The organism is Streptomyces sp. NPDC017529 (assembly GCF_044329785.1).
In the GTDB taxonomy this organism is placed as follows: Bacteria; Actinomycetota; Actinomycetes; order Streptomycetales; family Streptomycetaceae; genus Streptomyces.
Genome location: NZ_JBIRJY010000009.1, coordinates 87,653 through 107,514, shown reverse-complemented (window position 1 = coordinate 107,514; position 19,862 = coordinate 87,653). Strand labels below are relative to the sequence as shown.

General features: G+C 72.4%; 19 protein-coding genes. 10 read left to right on the top strand and 9 right to left on the bottom strand.

Annotation, left to right across the window (positions count from 1 at the left end; genetic code table 11):
• Positions 1–32 precede the first annotated feature (32 nt).
• Together ACH4K4_RS23480 and ACH4K4_RS23475 are read left to right on the top strand one after the other, a co-directional pair.
• On the top strand, positions 33–3,350 hold the full coding sequence (locus ACH4K4_RS23480) for a S41 family peptidase (RefSeq protein WP_398170010.1): 3,318 nt from the start codon (positions 33–35) through the stop codon (positions 3,348–3,350).
• 33 nt (positions 3,351–3,383) lie between these two features.
• Positions 3,384–3,995: a L,D-transpeptidase family protein gene (locus ACH4K4_RS23475; protein WP_398169764.1), complete on the top strand. Its 612-nt coding sequence runs from the start codon at positions 3,384–3,386 to the stop codon at positions 3,993–3,995.
• 88 nt (positions 3,996–4,083) lie between these two features.
• On the opposite strand, the gene ACH4K4_RS23470 is transcribed toward ACH4K4_RS23475, so the two are convergent.
• From ACH4K4_RS23470 to ACH4K4_RS23460, 3 genes are read right to left on the bottom strand one after another with little or no spacing between them, the layout of a single operon-like run.
• Complete coding sequence (locus tag ACH4K4_RS23470) at positions 4,084–4,965, bottom strand: SDR family oxidoreductase (RefSeq protein ID WP_398169763.1); 882 nt, start codon at positions 4,963–4,965, stop codon at positions 4,084–4,086.
• Positions 4,962–5,915, bottom strand: a complete 954-nt coding sequence (locus ACH4K4_RS23465) for an alpha/beta fold hydrolase (RefSeq protein ID WP_398169761.1) — start codon at positions 5,913–5,915, stop codon at positions 4,962–4,964. The genes ACH4K4_RS23470 and ACH4K4_RS23465 overlap by 4 nt, the downstream gene beginning before the upstream one ends.
• Entirely contained in the window at positions 5,915–7,444 is a 1,530-nt protein-coding gene (locus tag ACH4K4_RS23460; RefSeq protein ID WP_398169759.1) for a flavin-containing monooxygenase, read from the bottom strand. The genes ACH4K4_RS23465 and ACH4K4_RS23460 overlap by 1 nt, the downstream gene beginning before the upstream one ends.
• 257 nt (positions 7,445–7,701) lie before the next feature.
• On the opposite strand from ACH4K4_RS23460, the gene ACH4K4_RS23455 reads away from it, so the two are divergent.
• Entirely contained in the window at positions 7,702–8,469 is a 768-nt protein-coding gene (locus ACH4K4_RS23455) for a MerR family transcriptional regulator (protein WP_398170009.1), read from the top strand.
• 453 nt (positions 8,470–8,922) lie between these two features.
• On the opposite strand, the gene ACH4K4_RS23450 is transcribed toward ACH4K4_RS23455, so the two are convergent.
• Positions 8,923–10,032, bottom strand: a complete 1,110-nt coding sequence (locus ACH4K4_RS23450; RefSeq protein WP_398169758.1) for a methyltransferase domain-containing protein — start codon at positions 10,030–10,032, stop codon at positions 8,923–8,925.
• Positions 10,033–10,705: 673 nt separating this feature from the next.
• On the opposite strand from ACH4K4_RS23450, the gene ACH4K4_RS23445 reads away from it, so the two are divergent.
• Genes ACH4K4_RS23445 through ACH4K4_RS23435 form a run of 3 tightly spaced genes read left to right on the top strand, consistent with a single transcriptional unit; the run spans position 10,706 to position 11,984 of the window.
• The gene (locus tag ACH4K4_RS23445) at positions 10,706–11,551 is read left to right on the top strand and encodes a Scr1 family TA system antitoxin-like transcriptional regulator (protein ID WP_398169756.1); all 846 of its coding nucleotides are present in this window, start codon (positions 10,706–10,708) and stop codon (positions 11,549–11,551) included.
• Positions 11,548–11,757 (top strand): DUF397 domain-containing protein, encoded by a 210-nt coding sequence (locus tag ACH4K4_RS23440; protein ID WP_398169754.1) that lies wholly within the window; start codon positions 11,548–11,550, stop codon positions 11,755–11,757. The genes ACH4K4_RS23445 and ACH4K4_RS23440 overlap by 4 nt, the downstream gene beginning before the upstream one ends.
• 17 nt (positions 11,758–11,774) lie before the next feature.
• Complete coding sequence (locus ACH4K4_RS23435; protein WP_398169753.1) at positions 11,775–11,984, top strand: DUF397 domain-containing protein; 210 nt, start codon at positions 11,775–11,777, stop codon at positions 11,982–11,984.
• A 10-nt stretch (positions 11,985–11,994) separates the two neighbouring features.
• On the opposite strand, the gene ACH4K4_RS23430 is transcribed toward ACH4K4_RS23435, so the two are convergent.
• The 3 genes from ACH4K4_RS23430 to ACH4K4_RS23420 form a co-directional block, all read right to left on the bottom strand.
• Positions 11,995–12,558, bottom strand: coding sequence for a barstar family protein (locus ACH4K4_RS23430; protein ID WP_398169751.1), 564 nt, complete (start codon positions 12,556–12,558; stop codon positions 11,995–11,997).
• 690 nt (positions 12,559–13,248) lie between these two features.
• Positions 13,249–14,049, bottom strand: coding sequence for an exodeoxyribonuclease III (locus ACH4K4_RS23425; RefSeq protein ID WP_398169749.1), 801 nt, complete (start codon positions 14,047–14,049; stop codon positions 13,249–13,251).
• Positions 14,050–14,238: 189 nt separating this feature from the next.
• A complete protein-coding gene (locus ACH4K4_RS23420) occupies positions 14,239–14,562 on the bottom strand; it encodes a hypothetical protein (protein WP_398169747.1) in 324 nt (107 codons plus the stop codon).
• 190 nt (positions 14,563–14,752) lie between these two features.
• Between ACH4K4_RS23420 and ACH4K4_RS23415 the strand changes: the two genes are divergently transcribed.
• The 4 genes from ACH4K4_RS23415 to ACH4K4_RS23400 all read left to right on the top strand — a co-directional run bounded on the left by ACH4K4_RS23415 (position 14,753) and on the right by ACH4K4_RS23400 (position 17,852).
• Positions 14,753–15,271, top strand: coding sequence for a GNAT family N-acetyltransferase (locus ACH4K4_RS23415; RefSeq protein ID WP_398169745.1), 519 nt, complete (start codon positions 14,753–14,755; stop codon positions 15,269–15,271).
• Positions 15,272–15,395: 124 nt separating this feature from the next.
• Entirely contained in the window at positions 15,396–16,364 is a 969-nt protein-coding gene (locus tag ACH4K4_RS23410) for an ABC transporter ATP-binding protein (protein WP_398169744.1), read from the top strand.
• Entirely contained in the window at positions 16,361–17,389 is a 1,029-nt protein-coding gene (locus ACH4K4_RS23405) for an ABC transporter permease (RefSeq protein WP_398169742.1), read from the top strand. The genes ACH4K4_RS23410 and ACH4K4_RS23405 overlap by 4 nt, the downstream gene beginning before the upstream one ends.
• A gap of 64 nt (positions 17,390–17,453) precedes the next feature.
• The gene (locus tag ACH4K4_RS23400) at positions 17,454–17,852 is read left to right on the top strand and encodes a GntR family transcriptional regulator (protein ID WP_360129336.1); all 399 of its coding nucleotides are present in this window, start codon (positions 17,454–17,456) and stop codon (positions 17,850–17,852) included.
• Positions 17,853–17,883: 31 nt separating this feature from the next.
• Here ACH4K4_RS23400 and ACH4K4_RS23395 read toward each other — a convergent pair whose 3' ends face one another.
• Positions 17,884–18,387 carry a DUF1269 domain-containing protein gene (locus ACH4K4_RS23395; protein WP_398169741.1) on the bottom strand — a complete coding sequence of 168 codons (504 nt, stop codon included), beginning with the start codon at positions 18,385–18,387 and terminating at the stop codon, positions 17,884–17,886.
• 174 nt (positions 18,388–18,561) lie between these two features.
• On the bottom strand, positions 18,562–19,860 hold the full coding sequence (locus ACH4K4_RS23390) for an ATP-binding protein (protein WP_398169739.1): 1,299 nt from the start codon (positions 19,858–19,860) through the stop codon (positions 18,562–18,564).
• Positions 19,861–19,862 lie beyond the last annotated feature (2 nt).

The window sequence follows — 19,862 nt, the reverse complement described above, 5'->3', positions numbered from 1 at the left end:
CGTATCTCCGGTTCCCGCATCTCCACGGCGAGATGCTGTGCTTCGCCGCCGAGGACGACCTCTGGGTGGCCCCGCTGACGACCGACGGCGGCGATGCGCCCCGGGCCTGGCGGCTCACGGTCGACCGCACCCGGGTCAGCCACCCGCGGTTCTCCCCCGACGGCAGACACATCGCCTTCACCACCTGGCGCAGCCTCGACCCCGAGATCCACCTCGCGCCCGTGGACGGCGGCCCGGCCCGCCGGCTGACCTATTGGGGGAGCACCGACGCACGCGTCTGCGGCTGGACCCCGGACGGCCACATCCTCGCCGTCTCCTCGCACGGCCAGCCCTTCTCGTACTACTCCTGGGCCTACAGCGTCCCCACCGACGGCAGCCCCGGCGGCCGGCTCCCCTGGGGGCCGGTCTCCGACCTCGCGGTCGCCGACTTCGCCGCGGACGGGCACCGGCTGGCGGGCGACGGCCACCCGTACGGGAACGTCGCCGACGGCGGCCCCGACGGCAACCACGACGACACGGTGGAGCGCCGGACGCTGCTGCTGACCGGCAAGCCGCCGCACGAGCCCGCCTCCTGGAAGCGCTACCGCGGCGGCGCGATGGGCCGGATGTGGCTGCACGGCACCCGGCTGCTGCCGGACCTGTGCGGGCACCTGGACGCGGTGATGTTCGTCGGTGACCGGATCGCGTTCCTCTCCGACCACGAGGGCGTCGCCAACGTCTACTCCTGCCGGCCGGACGGCACCGGCCTGCGGCGGCACACCGACCACGCCGACTTCTACGCCCGGCACGCGTCCACCGACGGGCAGCGCATCGTCTACCAGTGCGGCGGCGACCTGTGGCTGGTGGACGACCTGGGCCCGAGCGGCAAGCCGAGCCGCCTCCCGGTGCGCCTCGGAGGTCCGCGGGCCGGCCGCCGCACCTACCAGGTACCGGCCGGTTCGCACATCACCTCCCTCGCGGTGGACACCACCGGGCGGGCCAGCGCCGTCGGCGTACGCGGCAGCCTGTACTGGCTCACCCACCGCGACGGCCCGGCGCGCACCATCCACGACGAGCCGGGCGTACGGGTCAGGCTGCCCGAGATGCTCGGCTCCACCGGCCGCATCGCCTACGTCACCGACGCCGAGGGCGAGGACGCCGTCGAGATCGCCGACCTGCCCAAGGCCGGCATCCCCCGCGCACCGCGCCGGCTCGCGGCCGGCCGCCTGGGCCGCGTCCACGAACTGGTCTCCGCGCCCGACGGGGAGCGGCTCGCGGTGGCCGCGCACGACGGGCGGCTGCTGCTGGTGGACGCCTCGGCGGACGGCGACGGCGGGGTCACCGAGCTGATCAGGTCCCGCAACGGCCCGGTCCGCGACCTGGCCTTCTCCCCCGACTCGGGCTGGCTGACCTGGTCACACCCCGGCATCGGCCGGACGCTGCGGCAGATCAAGATGGCCCGGCTGAACGGGAACGGCTCCGCGAACGGCGAGGGGCCCGCCCGCACCGTCGTGGACGTCACCAACGGCCGCTTCGAGGACGAGCAGCCCGTCTTCACCCGCGACGGCCGCTACCTCGCGTTCCTGTCCTGGCGCGGCTTCGACCCGGTCTACGACGTGCACACCGGCGACCTGTCCTTCCCCCTCGGCTGCCGCCCCTACCTCGTACCGCTGTCCTCCGCGACACCCTCCCCCTTCCAGCTCTCCGCCGACGGGCGGCCCGCGGCGGGCGGCCTGGACCCGGCGGAGGCCCCGGGCACGGCCGAGGGCACGGCGCTGGTGGAGGTGGAGGGCCTGGCCAGCCGGGTGACGCCGTTCCCGGTCTCCGCGTCGAAGTACTCGGCGCTGCGGCCGGTCAGCGGCGGGGGGCTGGTCTGGCTGCGCTGGCCGATCTCCGGCGCGCTCGGCGAGACCTTCGCCAACCCCGACAACACCTCGGGCCAGCCCACGCTGGAGCACTTCGACCTGGTCAAGGCCAAGCGCACCGAACTGACCGGCGCGATCGACTCGTTCGCGCTCAGCGGCGACGGCACCCGGCTGGTCGTCAACGACGAGGGCGACCTGCGGGCGGTGCCCGCCACGGAGCCGCCGGACGCCGACTCGACGGTCTACCTGGACCCGCGGCGCATCCTGCACGACGTGGACCCGCCCGCCGAGTGGCGCCAGGCGTACGACGAGGCGGGCCGGATCACCCGCGCGTACTTCTGGGACCCGGGGCTGTGCGGCCTCGACTGGGACGCCGTACTGGACCAGTACCGGCCGCTGGTCGAACGCGTCGCCTCCCCCGACGAGTTCGCCGACCTGCTGCGCGAGGTGCTGGGCGAGCTGGGCACCTCGCACGCGTACGTCACCCCCGGCAAGCGCAACGAGGGCCCGCCGCACTACCAGCGCGCCATGGGCCTGCTCGGCGCCAACTTCGTGCTGCGCGAGGGCTACTGGGTGGTGCAGCGCATCCTGCCCGGCGACTCCTCCGACTCCCGGGCCCGCTCGCCGCTGGCCGGTACGGGCATCCGCGAGGGCGCGGCGCTGACGCACGTGGACGGCCGGCGGGTCGACCCGGTGACGGGCCCCTACCCGCTGCTGGCGGCGGCCGGCGGCACCACCGTGGAGCTGACGTTCGCGCCGGAGGGCGGCGGGCCCTCCCGGCGGGTGGCGGTGGTGCCGCTGATCGACGAACGGCCGCTGCGCTACCAGGACTGGGTCGCCAAGCGCCGCGAGGTGGTGCGCGAGCTGAGCGACGGCAGGTGCGGCTACCTGCACATCCCCGACATGGGCGGCTCCGGCTGGGCGCAGTTCAACCGCGACCTGCGCATGGAGGTCTCGCGCCCGGCGCTGATCGTGGACGTGCGGGGCAACGCGGGCGGCAACATCTCCGAACTGGTCGTCGAGAAGCTGACCCGCACCATCGTCGGCTGGGACCTGACGCGCAACGCCCGGCCCGTCTCGTACGCCAGCAACGCGCCGCGCGGCCCGGTCGTCGCGGTCGCCGACGAGATGACCTCCTCCGACGGCGACATGATCACCGCGGCGTTCAAGCTCCAGGGCATCGGCCCGGTGGTGGGCCTGCGCACCTGGGGCGGCGTGGTCGGCATGACGGGGCGGCACCGGCTCAGCGACGGTACGTACATCACGGTGCCGATGAACGCGGCGTGGTTCGACGCGTACGGCTGGGGCGTGGAGAACCACGGCGTCGCGCCCGACATCGAGGCGCCGCGTTCGCCGCTGGACTGGGCCGAGGGCCGCCACCCGCAGCTCGGCGTCGCCGTGCGCACCGCCCTGGACCTGCTGGAACGCCACCCCGCCGCGACCCCGCCCGACCTGTCGGACGTCCCCGACCGGCGGCGCCCCGCACTGCCACCGCGCGACGGCTGAACACCGACCGCACCACCCGACAGGAGCACCCGCATGGCATCACGCATATGCACGGCGTCACTGGCCGCGACCGCGGCGCTGACGGCCGGGCTCGCCACCACCGCGGCGCCCGCCCACGCCGGGCGGCCCGCCCCCGCCGAACCCACGGCACGGGCCGGCGGGACCTCCCTGCACTTCGACAAGAACCGGCGCGACCCGTCCGCGTCCCGCGTGCGCCTGGTGCACTCCGCCACGGGCAGGGTGCTGGCCGCCTACCGCGCCGGCTCCGGCCAGGGCGGCCGGGCGGGGCGCGACGAGTGCGCGAAGAACCGGGGCTGGCTGCCCGACGGTACGTACCGGGTGCTCTCGCACACCACGCGCAAGCAGGGCGGGCGCGACGGCATCAACGGGTACGCGATCCGGGTCTCGGACCAGGTGTGCCGCGACGGCCGGACCCGGCGCACCGCCCTGTTCCTGCACAGCGAGATGCGGCCCGACGGCACCCAGGGCCCGGCGCACCCCGGGCGGGACGCCCCGTACCGCTGGGACGGCGACTCCGACTACCGCTCGCTGGGCTGCGTGAAGCTCGCCCCCGAGGACATCAAGGACCTGTTCGCGGCGGCGCAGCGGTACGGCTGGCCGGCGTCGCTGAAGGTCGCCAAGTAACCGGCGGGACACGGGGAAGGGGTGCGCCCGCGGAACGGGAGCACCCCTCGTACGCGCGCACTGTGCGGTACGGCACCGCGCGCCCGTTTCAGCGGTTCGTCCGCACCTTCTCGTCCGCCTCCCCGCCCGCGCCGACCAGCCCCACGCGCATCCCCTCCAGCCGGTCGCCGAAGCGGCGCATCTCGCGCTGCCCCACCGTCCCGATGACGGACGGCAGGCAGCCGCGCACCGATTGCATCCCGCGCAGCCACCACTGGCCGTACACGTGCGAGGACCGGCGTTCGATACCCGCCACGATCCGGTCCACGGCCGGACCCAGCGGATACGTCTTGTTCGACGGCCAGGGCAGCCGTTGCCGCAGCTCGCGCATCACGTCGTCCGCGTCCGCGCCGCGCACCATGTCCGTGTCGGTCCAGCTCAGGTAGCCGACACCGACCCGTACGCCCTTGTAGCCGACCTCGGCGCGCAGGCTGTGCGCGAAGGCCTCGACGCCGGACTTGGAGGCACAGTACGCGGTCATCATCGGCGCCGGGGTGAGGGCGGCGAGCGAGGCTATCTGGAGGAAGTAGCCGCGGGACTCCATCAGGACGGGCAGGAACGCCCGCCCGGTGACCGCGCCGCCGATGAGGTTGACCTCGATGACCCGCCGCCAGGACACCGGGTCGGAGTCGACGAACGGGCCGCCGGTGGCCACCCCGGCGTTGGCGACCACGATGTCCACCTTGCCGAAGCGCGCCTTCACCTCGCGGGCCACCTCGGCCATCGCCTCGTGGTCGGTGACGTCGGCGTGCCAGTGGGCCGCCTCGCCGTGCAACGAGGCGGCCACCCTGGCCAGTTCCTCGGGCTCCAGGCCGACCAGCGCGAGCGTGGCGCCGCGCGCGGACAGCTTGCGGGCGAGGAGTTCGCCGACCCCGCGCGCCGCGCCGGTGACGACGGCGACCTGCCCTTCCAGGCTTCTGCGTGCGCTCATCGGGACGTCTCCTTCACCTCGGTGGTGGTCGTCTCGGGGGTGCGGAGGTGGTCCCGGACCAGCTCGCGGATGCGGTCCACGACCACGTCCGGCTCCTCGATGGGCGTCATGTGCCCAACTCCGGCCAGTTCGGTCAGCCCCTCGAACCGGGGCAGCACGGAGGCCAACCGGCGGGACTGCACGATCGGGGTCAGCCGGTCGGCGGTGCCCGCGACGATGGCGGTGGGCACCTCCAGCCGCGCCGCGCCCCCGGTCAGTTCCAGTCCGGCCAGCACCTTGCCCCACCTCGACCGCACGCCCGCCGGGCAGGCGTGCACGATGCGCGCGCACGCCTCCACCTGCTCCGGGGTGGCGCCGTGCCCCATCGTGGCGTACTTCAGGATCCGCTTGGCGACCGCGGTGACCGGCCCGAGCGGCGCCCGCGACCCGAGGACGACCTGATGGGCGATGCGCCGCCCGCCCGGCGAGCGCATCGGTATCACCATGGACTCCGCCGTCAGGTTCGCGCTGCCGGTGCTGCACAGCAGTACGGCGGCGGCCCGCTCCCCGAATTCCGGGCGCTCCGACGCGGCCATCATCGTCATACCGCCCATGGAGTGCCCGGCCAGCACGGTCCGCTCCCCCGGCTCCAGGGCCGCGCCCAGCACGGCCACCAAGTCGTCGGCGAGCGCGGTGGTGGTGTAGCCGCGCGGGCCCACCGCCGGGGTACGGCCGTGTCCCCGCTGGTCGTACAGCACCACCTTGTGGTCGGCGGCCAGGTCCCGTACGACCGGGGCCCAGAAGGCGGTCGAGCAGGTCCAGCCGTGCGACAGCACGACGGTCGGAGCGCCCGGGTCCTCGGGTCCGTGGATCTCCGCGTACAGCCGGGACCCGTCGGCCGAGGTGGCGGTCAGCTTCCTGCGCGGCGCGGGCGGCGCGTACCGGCCGCGGGTCACGGGCGTCACCGCCATCACGCCACCGCCTTCGCGGCCGCCTGCTCCGGCCGCGCGCCCGCACGCGACGCGGGGACGCGCAGCACCTCGTACTCGGCGAGGTCCACCTGCCGCGTGACCTTGCGGAACTCGGCCGTCGTGCCGGGCCAGGCGGTGGTGTTGCGGCCGTTGGAGTCCAGGTACCAGCTGTCGCAGCCGCCGGTCGTCCACACGGTGCGTTCCATCCGCTTCTGGATGCCGCGCGTCCAGGCGTGCACGGCCGAGGGCCGGGCATTCAGTGCGATCTTCCCGCCCAGCACATCCAACTGCCGCATGAAGTCCACGAGATAGTTCAGCTGCGACTCGATCATCAGGATCATCGAGCTGTTCCCCAGCCCCGTGTTGGGCCCGATGATCGTCAGGAAGTTGGGGAAGCCGGCCGCCGTCGTACCGCGCAGCGCCTCCATCCCGTCCTTCCACTCCTCGGCCAGCGTGGTGCCGTTGGCGCCGGTGACCCGGTGCGCGATCGGCATGTCCGTCACATGGAAGCCCGTACCGAAGACGATCGCGTCGGCCTCGGTCTCCGTACCGTCCGAAGCGACCAGCACCTTCCCCCGGACCTCCTTCAGCCCACCCGCCACCACGTCCACATTCGGCCGGGTCAGCGCCGGATAGTACGTGTTCGACAACAGGATCCGCTTGCACCCGATCCGGTAGTCCGGCGTCAGCTTGGCCCGCAGTGCCGGGTCCTGCACGGCCCGCTTCATGTGCCCCTTGGCCAGCCCCTCGATCAGGCCCAGCTCGTTCGGCCGCTTGGTGAACGCGCTGACCTGCAACTCCCTGATCCCCCACAGCAGACCGCGGCGCGCGGCCCGGGTCGCCGGAACCTTGGTGTGCAGCCAGCGCTCCAGCCCGCTGATCTTCCGGTCGGCGCGCGGCAGCACCCAGGCGGGGGTGCGCTGGAACAGCGTGAGCCGGCCGACCGCCGGCTGGATGGACGGCACGATCTGGATCGCCGAGGCACCCGTACCGATCATGGCGACCCGCTTGCCGCGCAGGTCGTAGTCGTGATCCCAGCGCGCGCTGTGGAACACCTTCCCCGGAAAGGAGTCCAGCCCCGGTATGTCCGGCACCTTCGGGTCCGACAACGGCCCGGTCGCCGAGACGACCACATCCGCCGTCAGCGCCCCGCTCGCCGTCTCGATCTCCCAGTACAGCCCCTCCCCGTTCCACCGCAGGCTGCGCACCTCCGAGTCGAAGCGGAGGTGCGGGCGCAGCCCGAAGGTGTCGGTGACCCGCTCCAGGTACGCGCGGATGTGCGGCTGCCCGGAGAAGTTGCGCGGCCACTCGGGATTCGGCGCGAAGGAGAACGAGTACAGGTGCGAGGGCACGTCGCACGCGCATCCCGGATAGCTGTTGTCACGCCATGTGCCGCCCACCGAGCCGGCCCGCTCCAGGACCACGAAGTCGGTGATGCCCTGGCGTCGCAGCCGTACGGCCGCCCCCAGACCACCGAACCCCGATCCGATCACCGCCACCCGCACGTGCTCGTGTTCGCGCTCGGCCATGCCGCCGCCTCCCGAGTTCTCGACCGTCGAACCTTCGGACCCTTACCCAATCGCGCCAGCAATCACTGGCACGATTGAGGGTAGGACACGTACGTACCGAGCGGTAGGGGGTGTGCGGCGGGAAGTTACCGCTGGTTGCACCTCGGCTTGGGCCCGGTGAGCCGACATAGGGTGAGTCCGTGGCAGAGAAGACGCACGGCGATCCCGAACCCCCCGCCGAACCGGACACCCCCGGCGCCGGCCCCCGCGAACTCCGCATGACCGACCTGGCCAAGGAAGCCGGCATCACCGTCCGCACCCTGCGCTTCTACCGCGAGCGCAAGCTCATCCCGCCGCCGCGCCGCGAAGGCCGCATCGCCTGGTACAACGAACACCACCTCGCCCGCCTGCGCACCATCGCCGGCCTGCTCGAACGCGGCCACACCCTCGGCGGCATCGCCGAACTCCTCTCCGCCTTCGACAACGGCCGCGACGTCGGCGAACTCCTCGGCCTGGAAGACACCCTCGTCGCACCCTGGTCCGAGGAGACCCCCGTACGCCTCACCCCCGAGGAACTCGCCGACCACTTCAAGGACGACGTCACCCCCGAAAACCTCTCCACCTCCCTGGACATCGGCTACCTGGCCGTGGACGGTGACGAGTTCGTCCACATCAGCCGCCGCCTGCTGGACGCCTCCACCGAACTCGTCGCCAACGGCGTCCCGCTGGCCGCCGTCCTCGAAGCGGGCCGCGCGGTCCGCACCCACGCCGACGCCCTGGCCGACCTGTTCATCTCGGTCATCCGCACCCACGTACTGGCCGGCGTCCTCGACCGCGCCGCGGCCGGCGAGCCCCTCGACCCCACCGAGGCCGCCCGCATCACCCAGACCATCGAGAAACTCCGCCCCATCTCCAAGGGCATCGTCGACGCCGAACTCTCCATGGCCATGGACCGCCGCGTCCGCGCGGAACTGGAGGCATGGCACCGGGAGAGGGACGGGAAAGACCCGGACGACGGAAACGGGAAAACGCCACCAGGGAAATAGCCTCCAACCAGCCACCCGCCCTCCCGCACCCCGAAAGGAACCCAGCCCCCGTGCTCGCGGCCCTCCCCCTCCCCTACCTGCTCCTCATGGCCGCGGTGGCGACGGCCGCCTTATGCCTCGTTCTGGCCTGGTGCACGCCGACCGGCAAACTGAAACTGGCCCTCGTCATGGCTTCCGTGTCCGCCGTCTGCTGCCTCGGCATGGTCTCGATAGGACGCATGCAGTACCAAGACTGGTCCTCCCAGCAGATGCTGCTGCTTTTCGCTTTCTCATGGACCGGACTGGCGATCGGCATACTCCCCTCACGAAAGCGGCTGCACGCCTACGGGGTCGAAAACCGGCAAGGCGTCCGAAGGGAGAAATACAGACTCCGGCGCCCGCCACACCGCCTTCACCATCACCTCGGTCATCCTGGCAGCCTTCTTGGCGTACGCCCTTGGCCATTAGGTCAGCTCACAACGCCCACGCGTGACCCGGATCGTCCAGCCACGCCCGTTCGCCTTCCAGGGTGACGGTCAGCCCGAACCGGCCATGGTCCGGCCGGCCGCTGGCGACCCACCACCGGTACGCGCCCTCGGCCTCGTCCCAGAGCCGCCGGGGGCCGCTTTGCCAGACGCGGGCCTCCCCGCCGTCACGGAAGTACACACACGCCCAGGACAGGTCACGCAGGCTGTAGAACCACACCGGCCGGGCGCCGTCGCGTTTCTCCGCCTCGACCTGCACACAGTCAGGCACACGCAGCCCCAGCACGAATCGCTGAGGACCGAACCTCCCACCGGTGAACTCCCCCTCCCCGATACCCGTCGACGACTCCTCCCCGTCAGCCACGCTCCCCCGCACATAGGCGCCATGCACCACTCGCGGCAACCGCTGCGCCCGCAGCTTCATGAATTCCACGGGCCCGGTGAACTTCCCCGAAGCGCTGCGCCCGTCGTCCGCCACGACCAACCGGGCCACACCATCGGCATTGCTGAAGTGCGTGCCCCAGGGCGCGACGAGAATCCCACCGGGGCGGCACTGTTCGACCCAGGCCCACGGAAAGCGACGGAGGCCGCACGTGCAGACGATCCGGTCGTATGGTGCCCTTTCCGGATACCCCTGGAACCCGTCGCCGCTCACCACACTGACGGAACTCCCGAACCGCTCCAGCGCCTTACGGGCCCGGTCCGCCAGCGCCTGGTCCACTTCCACGCTGACCACGCGGTCCCGTCCGGTCCGCCAGGCCAGCAGAGCGGCGTTCCACCCGGTGGCGGTACCGACCTCCAACACCCGGTGCCCCACCCGTACGTCCAGATCCCGCAGCATCCGGAAGACCACCGACGGCATCGACGCGGAACTGGTGGCGCTTTCCCCGGGTTCCGTACCGCCGTGGTCACCGTCGTCCCATTGCGTCACGACCGGGCAGTCGGCATCGGCGTACGCCCGCCACCGCTCCGGCTCGACCGCCCGGTCGACGGCCACACCACGCCCGGTCTCCATGTCCCACGGCCACATGACATCCGGCAGGAACGCGGCACGGGGCACAGCCGCTAACGCGGACGCCCAGTCGGAGGAGAGGGTCATGCTCGCGCCACCTTGGGCGGGTTGGGGCCGCCGGAGCCGCCGTCGGGAATCGCCGTCATCGCGCGGGCACCTCCTGGCTGCCGTCCAGTGCGCGTCCATGCTCAGGGTGCCGGCGGATCAGGACCCGGCAGTCCGAGGCCCTGGAGCGGTCCCCGACCTCCAGGGCGGCCGTCAGAGCACGCGCCAACTCCGCGCATCCCGCACACTCGGCGGCATCTCGAAGGCGGACCGAGGCCGTCATGCCCGGCCCTCCTGCCCGTGTGGGTGACCCTCGATGACGCCGCTACAGCTCCGTACGGTGAGCGTGCGGCCGTCGGTCCGGGCGGGCTCCCGGTCCCCGTGGGCGGACGCACACACGTCGCACCCCGGCACGGGTACCGGATCCAACTCCCCGTCGGCTCCCGCGCCTGCGGTGGTGGGTGGCGATGCTTCCATGGTGACCATCTCCTCTGCCTGCCTCTTGAGCTACTTTCCCGCCAGGAGCGCGCCGCGAAAGCCCCCCACACCGTCACTCTGCGCACCTTTTCGGTTACAGAGTGACCCATCGCTCGGTACGCTGGGGAGCGTTGCGAGACCCAACCTCACTGTTGGTCGTCGCGGCATATGCGCACGCCGTTGGCCCTGGGAAATGGCCTCCCGGAGAGCCACGACCAGAGTTTCTGTCGGGGGAATCGTGAACGAAGAGACTGACAGCACAGGGGGCGCGCCGGGCGCACAGGACCCGCGCAGGGCCTTCGCCGAAGAGTGCCGAAGCGCACGGGAGTTGCACGACCCGTCCCAGCTGACCCAAACCCAGCTGGCCAGAATGGTGCGCGTATCCAAAAGCACCATCTCGCGCGTAGAAACCTGCCAGGGCCCCATCCCACCGGACCTCCCACCGCTCCTGGACGAGGTCTTCGCGACGGACGGTCTGTTCAAGCGGCTCTACGAGGAAGTGGTCGCGTCGTCGTTCCCCTCCCTGTACCGACAGCGCATGGCCCTGGAACGCGCCGCCGTAGCGATCCGGGAGTGGTCTCCGACCCTCGTTCCGGGGTTGTTTCAGACTGCTGACTACGCGCGCTGCCTGTTCAAAGGTGGCTCCCCACGAGCCAGCGCGAATGAGGTTTCGGCGTTTGTGAGCGACCGGTTGGCGAGGAAAACCTTGCTCGACGGGGGTACGCCGCCGGACGTGCGCGTAGTGCTGTGCGAGTCCGTCCTGCTCCGCCACTTCTGCCCGCCCGAGACCATGCGACAGCAGTTGAAAGCCCTCCTCGAAGCGGGATCACGGCCCACCGTTCGTGTGCAGATCCTCCCCTTGGACTCACCAGCCCACCTGTTCATCGACTGGCCGGTAACGCTGATCACCTCGCCCAATCACGCCGTTTGCGTCTGCGTGGAGAACTACCGAACCGCTGGCATCGTGGACGATCCGGACTACGTTCGATCAGCAATGCGGACCTACGATGAACTGACCGGCGACGCCCTGTCCGCACGGGAGAGCGCGTGTCTGATCGCTGAGCAGATGGAGAAACTGACGTGAAGATCGGTTCGACTCAGTGGGTCAAGTCCAGCTACAGCAGCCCGGAGGGGGGCAACTGTGTGGAGTGTTGCCCCACTTCAGGCATGGTGACCGGCGCCATCCGCATCCGGGACAGCAAGACGCCGCAGGGCCCTGTCCTGTCCTTTCCCGCGGACTCGTTCGCGGAGTTCGTCGCCTGCGTCAAGGCCGGAGAATTCTCGCTCTGACCACTGGAGAAGCCGACGTGAAGATCAGTCCGAACCAGTGGGTCAAGTCCAGCCACAGCAGCCAAGACGGCGGCAACTGCCTGGAGTGGTCGCCCTCGGCCGCCGAGACGACGGGCACCGTCCCGGTCCGCGACAGCAAGGACCCGCAGGGGCCCGTCCTGGCTCTTCCCGCCGACTCCTTCGCGGAGTTCATCGCCGGCGTCAAGACCGGACGGTTCTCCGGGTGAGGTGTGCCCCTCACTTCAATACGACCTCCACCCGGCCCTCTCTCAGTACGGACAGCACCTCCTCGATGAAGTTGTAGGGCTCTCCTTCTGGGGATAGGCGGTGGCTCAGGTGGTGGTGGGCTACTGACGAGTGGTGCCAGTTGAGGGTGAAGGGGGTGGTGGCGCCGAAGTTGCCGCTGAGGCAGTCGGCCAGGGCGTTGAGGTCGCCGCCGAAGTAGCCGCCGGGGCCGTTGATCGCTTCGCCGAGGGCGCAGTAGAGGTCGGGGACGTCGGTGATGTGGCGGCCGTCGAGGTCGTAGACGCCGCCGGGTGGGCGGTCCGGGGTGCGGGCGAGGTGGCGGCAGCCGCGCTGCCGGACGATATCGAGCCACAGCCCGCGTTCCCGGGCGGGGTAGGCGGCCCAGAGGTTGCGGGTGGTGGGTGGGTCGGTGATCCAGCGGGTCCATACGGGGCGGCCCCAGGTGGGGACCTGGGGCCAGAGGCCGTAGGAGAGGTCGATGTCGAGCAGGCCGTCGCCGAGGGCGGAGGGCTGCCAGCCGGTGATGAGGGCGACGGATATGTGGCGTTCGTGCACGCCCTCGCCGGTGGGGTCGAGGACTTGGAGTTCGGCCTCGTCGAGGCGCAGGGAGCGGCGGGTGCCGGTGGCCAGGGCCGCGCTGAGTGCGTCGCCGGGGGCGCAGCCGAGGAGCCGGATGGGCGGGACTTCCGGGTCCTGGTCGGGCGGCAGGACGATCGACAGGTCGCGGCAGTGGCCGAGCCAGGCGCGTTCGTCGTGCAGGGATACGCCGGCTGCGAGGTAGGGGTCCTCGGGTTCGCCGTAGAAGTCCTCGTCGCCGTCGAGGCTGATGTCCAGGAGCGAGGCGTCGGCGGGGTGGCGCCGGCAGCCGGTGACGCGTACGTCGAGCAGGCTCCACGCGTCCAGTCGTTCGGAGCCTTCGGGGCACTGGTCGTCGGCCTCGGGGCGGAACCAGAGGTCGCCGAGCCGGAGGGAGTCGGGGTCGGGCCCGGGGCCGGGGCCGGAGCCGGTGAAGGCTCGTACCGCTTCGAGGAGGGGGCCGGTCGGGGCGCAGCCGAGGAGTTCGTACGAGTGGCGGGGCGGGTCGGCGTACAGGCCGACGACGTCGGCGCAGACTCCCCACGTGCTGTCGTCGTCGGTGTTGACCAGCGCGTATGCCGGAATGTCGGTGCGGTGGAGGCCGGGCGGCCAGTGGTGTTTCAGGGGTACTGCTCCTGCGGTGGGCGCCCGGCCCCGGTGGCGCGGGTGTCAGCCTTGATCGTAGACAACCGTGACCGGCGCGTGGTCGGACCAGCGGGCGTCGTGGGTGGCGGCGCGTTCGACGAAGCCCTTGATCGCGCGGGCGGCGAGGCCGGGGGTGGAGACGTGGTAGTCGATGCGCCAGCCCGCGTCGTTGTCGAAGGCGCGGCCGCGGTAGGACCACCAGGAGTACGGGCCCTCGGTGTCCGGGTGCAGGGAGCGGACGACGTCGGCGTAGCCCGCCTCGTCGAAGACGCGGGTCAGCCAGGCGCGCTCCTCGGGCAGGAAGCCGGCCTTCTTCCGGTTGGCCTTCCAGTTCTTGAGGTCGGCCTCCTGGTGGGCGATGTTCCAGTCGCCGCACACCAGGACCTCGCGGCCGGAGGCGGCGGCGCGCTCGCGCAGGGCGGCGAGGTACGGGAGGAACTCGGCCATGAAGCGTTCCTTCTCGTCCTGCCGGTCGGTGCCCACCTCGCCGGAGGGCAGGTAGAGGCTGGCCACCGTCACACCGGGCAGGTCGATCTCGGCGTACCGGCCGCTGGTGTCGAATTCGGCGGAACCGAAGCCCACCTGTACGCGCTCGGGCTCGCGGCGCGTGTAGAGGGAGACGCCGGCCCGGCCCTTGGCGGCGGCGGGGGCGTGCACCGTGTGCCAGCCGTCGGGCTCGCGGGCCTCGGCGGGGAGCTGGCCGGGCTCGGCGCGTACTTCCTGGAGGCAGACGACGTCGGCGTCCGTCTCCGCCAGCCACGGCAGGAAGCCCTTCTTGGCTGCGGCGCGCAGGCCGTTGACGTTGACGGTCGTCACAGTTAGCACTACTTGCTCCCTCATCGCGCTGGCGGCAGCGCAGCCTACGCGATGACGGCGGGCGGGGACGATTCGGCCTTACGGGCGGCCGGACGGCAGGGACAGACGGTACGGGGGGGCGGGTGCGGACGGCGCGGGGGACCACGCGCGAAGGTGCCCGGCGCGGTGGGCGCCGGGCACCTCGGTGGTCCGCCCCGGTCAGTGGCAGATCGAGGAGGCCGGGGTCGCGTACAGGTCGCGGTAGCAGGTCGGCAGGCGGTCGGTGCCGACCTTGTTGACCGCGGTGATCACCCACTTGCCGTCGCGGTCGCCGATCAGCTGGTACGGCTTGTGGCCCCACCCGATGGTGCCGGGGTAGTCCTGCTCACCGCGGGCGTCGCCGTTGACGCCGTCGTTCGGCTGGCTGCCGAAGCTGACCGGCGGCGGGTCCGCGGGGGCCGCCGCCGCGGCGGCCCCGGTCATACCGGTTGCGGACAGGGAGAGTACGGCGGCGGCGGTGGCCAGCACGGGACGCAGACGCATGTCTTGCTCCTTCGGTTCGGCGTCAGTGGCGCAGCAGCCGTTCCCCGCTCCCGGGGGCACGCTGCCCGTTCCGGGCCCGACACACCCCCATCGGGTGCTTTGGCTCCGCCAGTCGGTGGCGGCCGGTACCGCTTTCGTCTCTCACCTGGCACTCTCGCCCCTGCGCCCGGACGTCCGTACGATTCGGCGGATGGAGATCCGTGCCGTTCCCTACGATCACGCCGACGCCGTCGCCCTCGACCGGCTGGTGCAGCTTGAGTACGCGCGGCGGTACGGCGACGGTGACGTCACGCCCCTCGACCCGGCGATGTTCCGGCCGCCGCACGGCGTGTACCTGCTCGCCTACGAGGACGGGCGCCCGCTGGCGACCGGCGGCTGGCGGGCGCAGGACGCGAACCCCGAGGGGTACGCGGACGGGGACGCCGAGATCAAGCGGATGTTCGTGGTGGCGGAGGCCCGCGGGCGGGGGCTGGCGCGGCGGATTCTCGCGGCGCTGGAGGCGGACGCGCGCGCCGCCGGGCGTACCCGGATGGTGCTGGAGACGGGCATCAAGCAGCCGGAAGCGCTGGCGCTGTACGCGTCGTGCGGCTACCTGCCGGCGCCGAAGTTCGGGCTGTACCGGACGTACGAGGACAGCCGCTGCATGGCGAAGCCGCTGGTGGGGGGCGAGGAGGCAGAGCGCGGCAGGCGTGCGGGGACGCACGCCTGAGCCGACCGGTGGGCCCACCGCCGGGCCCACCACTGGACCGGCTGCCTTCGGGAACGCGTTGACACGGATCACCACCGCTCCCCATACTCATTCCACTAATGAACTAGTGAAAGGGGAGATTCGGGTGGGAAACCCGGGACCATGGGCGATCGAGGCACACGGCCTCGGGAAGAAGTACCGCCGCGGCTGGGCCCTGCGGGACTGCTCCTTCCGGCTCCCGGCCGGTCACGTCTGCGCGCTGGTCGGTCCGAACGGCGCGGGCAAGAGCACTCTCCTGAACGCCGCCAGCCGGCTCGTACAGCCCACGACCGGGACGCTGCGGCTGTTCGGCGTGCCCGTGAGCGACCCGGCCGTACTGGAGAGCGTCGCCTTCCTCGCCCAGGACAAGCCGCTTTACCCGCGCTTCACGGTCGCCGAGACCCTGCGCCTGGGGCGGGAGCTGAATCCGCGCTGGGACCAGCAGGCGGCCGAGCGGATCGTCCGCGCCGGGCACGTCCCCTTCGACGCCCGGGTCGGCAGCCTCTCCGGCGGCCAGCGCACCCGGGTCGCCCTCGCCCTCGCGTTCGGCAAGCGGCCGCGGCTGCTCCTGCTGGACGAGCCGATGTCCGACCTGGACCCGCTCGCCCGGCACGAGCTGTCGGGGCTGCTGCTGGCGGAGGCCGCCGAGCGCGGCACGACCGTACTGATGTCCTCGCACCTGCTCTCCGAGATGGCGGACATGTGCGACTACCTGCTGGTGCTCACCGAAGGGCGGCTGCGGATGGCCGGGCAGACCGAGGAGCTGGTGCCGGGCCACCTGCTGGTGTCGGGACTGGCGGAGCGGGGCGGTACGGGGGCCGGGGGCGCCGGTGCGGTGCCCGCCGGGCTCGCCGAGCACCACACCGTCGTCGAGTCCCGCGTCACCGGGCGGCAGTTCACCGCCCTGATCCGCCCCGGCGGGCCGCTCACCGGCTCCTGGGAGACGGCCGAACCGAGCTTGGAGGAAGTCTTGCTGGCCTATCTGCGCTCCCCCGGAGCACCGCCGCTGATCGCCGAAGAAGCGCGCGTGGCCGCGGGCACCGGTACGGGCGGGGATCGGGGGGCCGCCGCGTGAGCGCGTTCTCCCGTACCGCCGACGGCGCCGGGGCGCGGCAGGACGCCTCCGCCGGCTCGAAGGCGTCCACCGCACGTCCCGGCCTGCTGCACGGCACGACCTGGCTGGTCTGGCGCCGCCACCGCGGCACCTTCCTCGTCGCCTTCGCCGTCACCGCCCTGGCCTGCGCCGCCTTCGCCTACCAGCGCCCCGGCGTCATGGACTTCCTCACCGCGCACCCGTACCGGACGATGGCCTCGGCGCAGCGGGACGGCGATCCGCTGATGAAGTTCCAGGACGCCTTCAGCTCGATGTTCAGCTCGGACACCTCTCTCCTGCTCTCCGTGCCCATCGCCTTCGGCGTCTTCCTCGGCGCTCCGCTGATCGCCGCCGAACAGGAGCAGGGCACCCTCCGGCTGGCCGCCACCCAGTCGGTGACCCGCGGCCGCTGGATCGCGGCGAAGCTGGCGGTGCCGCTGGCCGTCGTGTTCGTGTGCACCTCGCTGATGTCGGCCGCGTTCACCTGGATGTGGGAGCCGGCGCACGAGCTGGCCGCGTTCGGCGACTGGTACCACGGCGGCATCCTGGAGACCACGGGGCCGGCCCCGGTCGCGCGGGCCCTGCTCTTCACGGTCGTCGGCATCGCCGTCGGCATGCTGCTACGCCGCGTCATCGCCTCGATGGCGGTCGCCCTGGTCTTCGGCTACGGGTTCAACATCGTCTGGGAGGCGAAGGTGCTGCCGCTGCTGGCCCCGCTGCGCCGGATCGTCTTCCCGTACGACGAGGAGGGCATGCTGCCCGGCGGCGCCGTGAGCATGGACACCTGGCTGGCCACCGCGGACGGCAGGGTTTTCGGCATCGGGAACTGCACCGACGGCGACACCGAGGCGTGCCGGGCGCAGCTGGGCATCGTCAACCGCGCCATCGACTACTACGGCTACGACCAGATGGCGGGCATCCAGTGGCTCGACGCGGGGCTCCTGGTGGCACTGGCCGCGGCCGTGACGGTGTTCATCGTGTGGTGGGCGCGGCGCCGGCCGCTCTGAGAGGCATCGCTTTGACACCCCGTACGAGTGGGCCGATCATCAAGCCGAAACGGAAGCCGGGGAGGTGGTGAACGTGGTCGAGTTCCGCATCGACCGGCGCAGCGGCGTCGCCACCTACCTGCAGATCGTCCAGCAGGTCCGGCAGGCCCTGCGGCTGGGCATCCTCGTGGAGGGCGACCGGCTGCCGACGGCCGCGCAGGTCGCGGCCACGACGAAGGTCAACCCGAACACGACCCTGAAGGCGTACCGGGAGCTGGAGCGCGAGGGCCTGGTGGAACCGCGTCCCGGCCTGGGCACGTTCGTGAGCCGTTCGCTGGCCCGGCCGGAGTCCGCGGCCGACTCGGACGCGCTGCTGCGCGAAGAGCTGCGCTCCTGGATGGAGCGGGCGCGGGCGCAGGGCCTGGCCCGGGAGGACGTGCAGGCGCTGCTGAACGCGGTGCTGGAGGACCGGTTCCCCGCGTGACGAGGAGGTACGGCCGAGGGCGGGCCCGCGCTCAGCCGTTCTCCGCGATCAGTTCCTCCACGCGCTCGCGTACCTCTGCGGCCGGGTAGCGGACGATCTCCTCGCCGATGCCCGCCAGCGCCGCGTCGGCGGGCCCCCTGGCCGGTTCCGCGACCTCCGCCACCAGGACGGTGCTGCCCGGCGGCACCTCGGCGGCCAGCATGTCCACGGCCGCGTTGTCCGCGCTGGCCCGGCGCGCGTCGTGCGCGCCGCCCAGCAGTCCGCCGGCGCCGAACCCCACCATCACGCCCAGGGGCCCGCCCAGCAGGCCGACGAGCCCGCCGACCAGGCCGCCGACGGCGAAGCCGCGCGCGGTGCCCGTGTGGTCCTCGCTGTCGGGAAAGGTGACGGTGCCGTCGGCGTCACGGGCGATCACCGTGGCTTCGCGCAGCACGATCCGGTGCTCGGCGTCCTCGTGGCGCAACGCGTCCAGCGCGCGCCGCCCGGCTCCTTCCCCGGCGCTCGTGAGGTCCATGAACAGCACGTTCTCGTCCATCGCTGCGGCTCCAATGGTCTGCTCGGATGCTCGGAAGGGGCGGGAAGAGTCCGGAAAGGATCGGTCACCACACGCCTGCTCAGGGCGCGGGCGTCTCACACCACTCTTGGCGCGACCGGACGGGTACGCACCTCGGGGCGCTCGGCCGGAGGCGGACGGAGAGCGGGACGGGCCCTAACCCACCTCGCCAGCCCCTCTCGCCCCTCTGGACTCGCCCGCCTCCCCCTGCTCGCGCAGCGCCCCGCTCAGGTCCAGCGTCGCCTCCGCGCCGCCGCCCGCCGGGTTGGCGAACGTCAGCCGGGCGCCCAGCACCCGCGCCTGACCGGACGCGATGGTCAGACCGAGGCCGAGCCCGTGGCCGTCCGAGCCGCCGCCCGTACGGAACCGCTGCGGGCCGTGCGCCAGCAGCGCGTCGGGGAAGCCGGGGCCGCTGTCGCGGACGCGCAGCACGCCGCGTTCGATCTCGACGGTCACCGGGGCGGCGCCGTGCCGCAGCGCGTTGCCGACCAGGTTGACCAGGACGCGTTCGACCCGCCGCGGGTCGGTCTCCACCAGCCCGTCCGAGACCACCCGCACCTCGACCGACCCCGCGTGCGGCACGGCCCCCGGCCCCGCGCCCGGCGTCGCGCCCGCGCTCATCGCCGCCACCGTCCGCCGCGCCAGCTCGCCCAGCGACCGCAGCTCCGTGTCGGCCTCCTCGGTACGCGCGTCCAGCCGCGCCACCTCAAGGACGTCCTCCATCAGCCCCCGTACGCGCTGTGCCCGGTCCTGTACCAGCTCGGTGGGGCGCGAGGGCGGCAGCAGCCCGGCAGCGGCGACCAGCCCGGCGACGGGGGTGCGCAGTTCGTGGGCGATGTTCGCGGTCACGTCGCGCTCGGCCTGGAGGCGGGCGGCCAGCGCGTCGGCCATGGTGTTCACCGCGGTGGTGAGCTGGGCGATCTCGTCCTTGCCGCCGCGCGGCAGCCGGGCGGTCAGGTCGCCCTCGGCGATCCGCTGCGCGGTGCCCGCCGAGGTGGTCAGCCGCCGGCCGAGCCGGTGGGCGACCAGCAGGCCGACGACGCAGCCGAGGCCGGTGCCCGCGATGCCGGACACCCACAGGACGCGGTCCAGGCTGCGCAGGACCTCCCGCTCCCGTACGTACGGGCGCTTGAGCGCGATGATCTCGCCGTTCAGCTTGCTCGCGGCCCACAGGTGCGGGGCGGGGCCGCCGGGCTCCAGGTAGACGCCGCGTTTGCCGTTTTCGACGGCCTTCTTCAGCGGGCCCGGCAGGTCCGGCGGGTCGACGATCGCCCGGCCGGTGTCCACGCCCGCCGCCCGGTCCTGCACCAGGCTCTGCAGCCGCCCGTCGATCGACTCGGCCGCCAGGCCGAACTGCGCGTCCACGGTCCGGTTGTGCACGAGCACGCCGATGAGCACCGCCACCACGGCAGCCGTGGCGGCGATCGCTATGCCGATCTTCGCGCGCAGTCCCATGC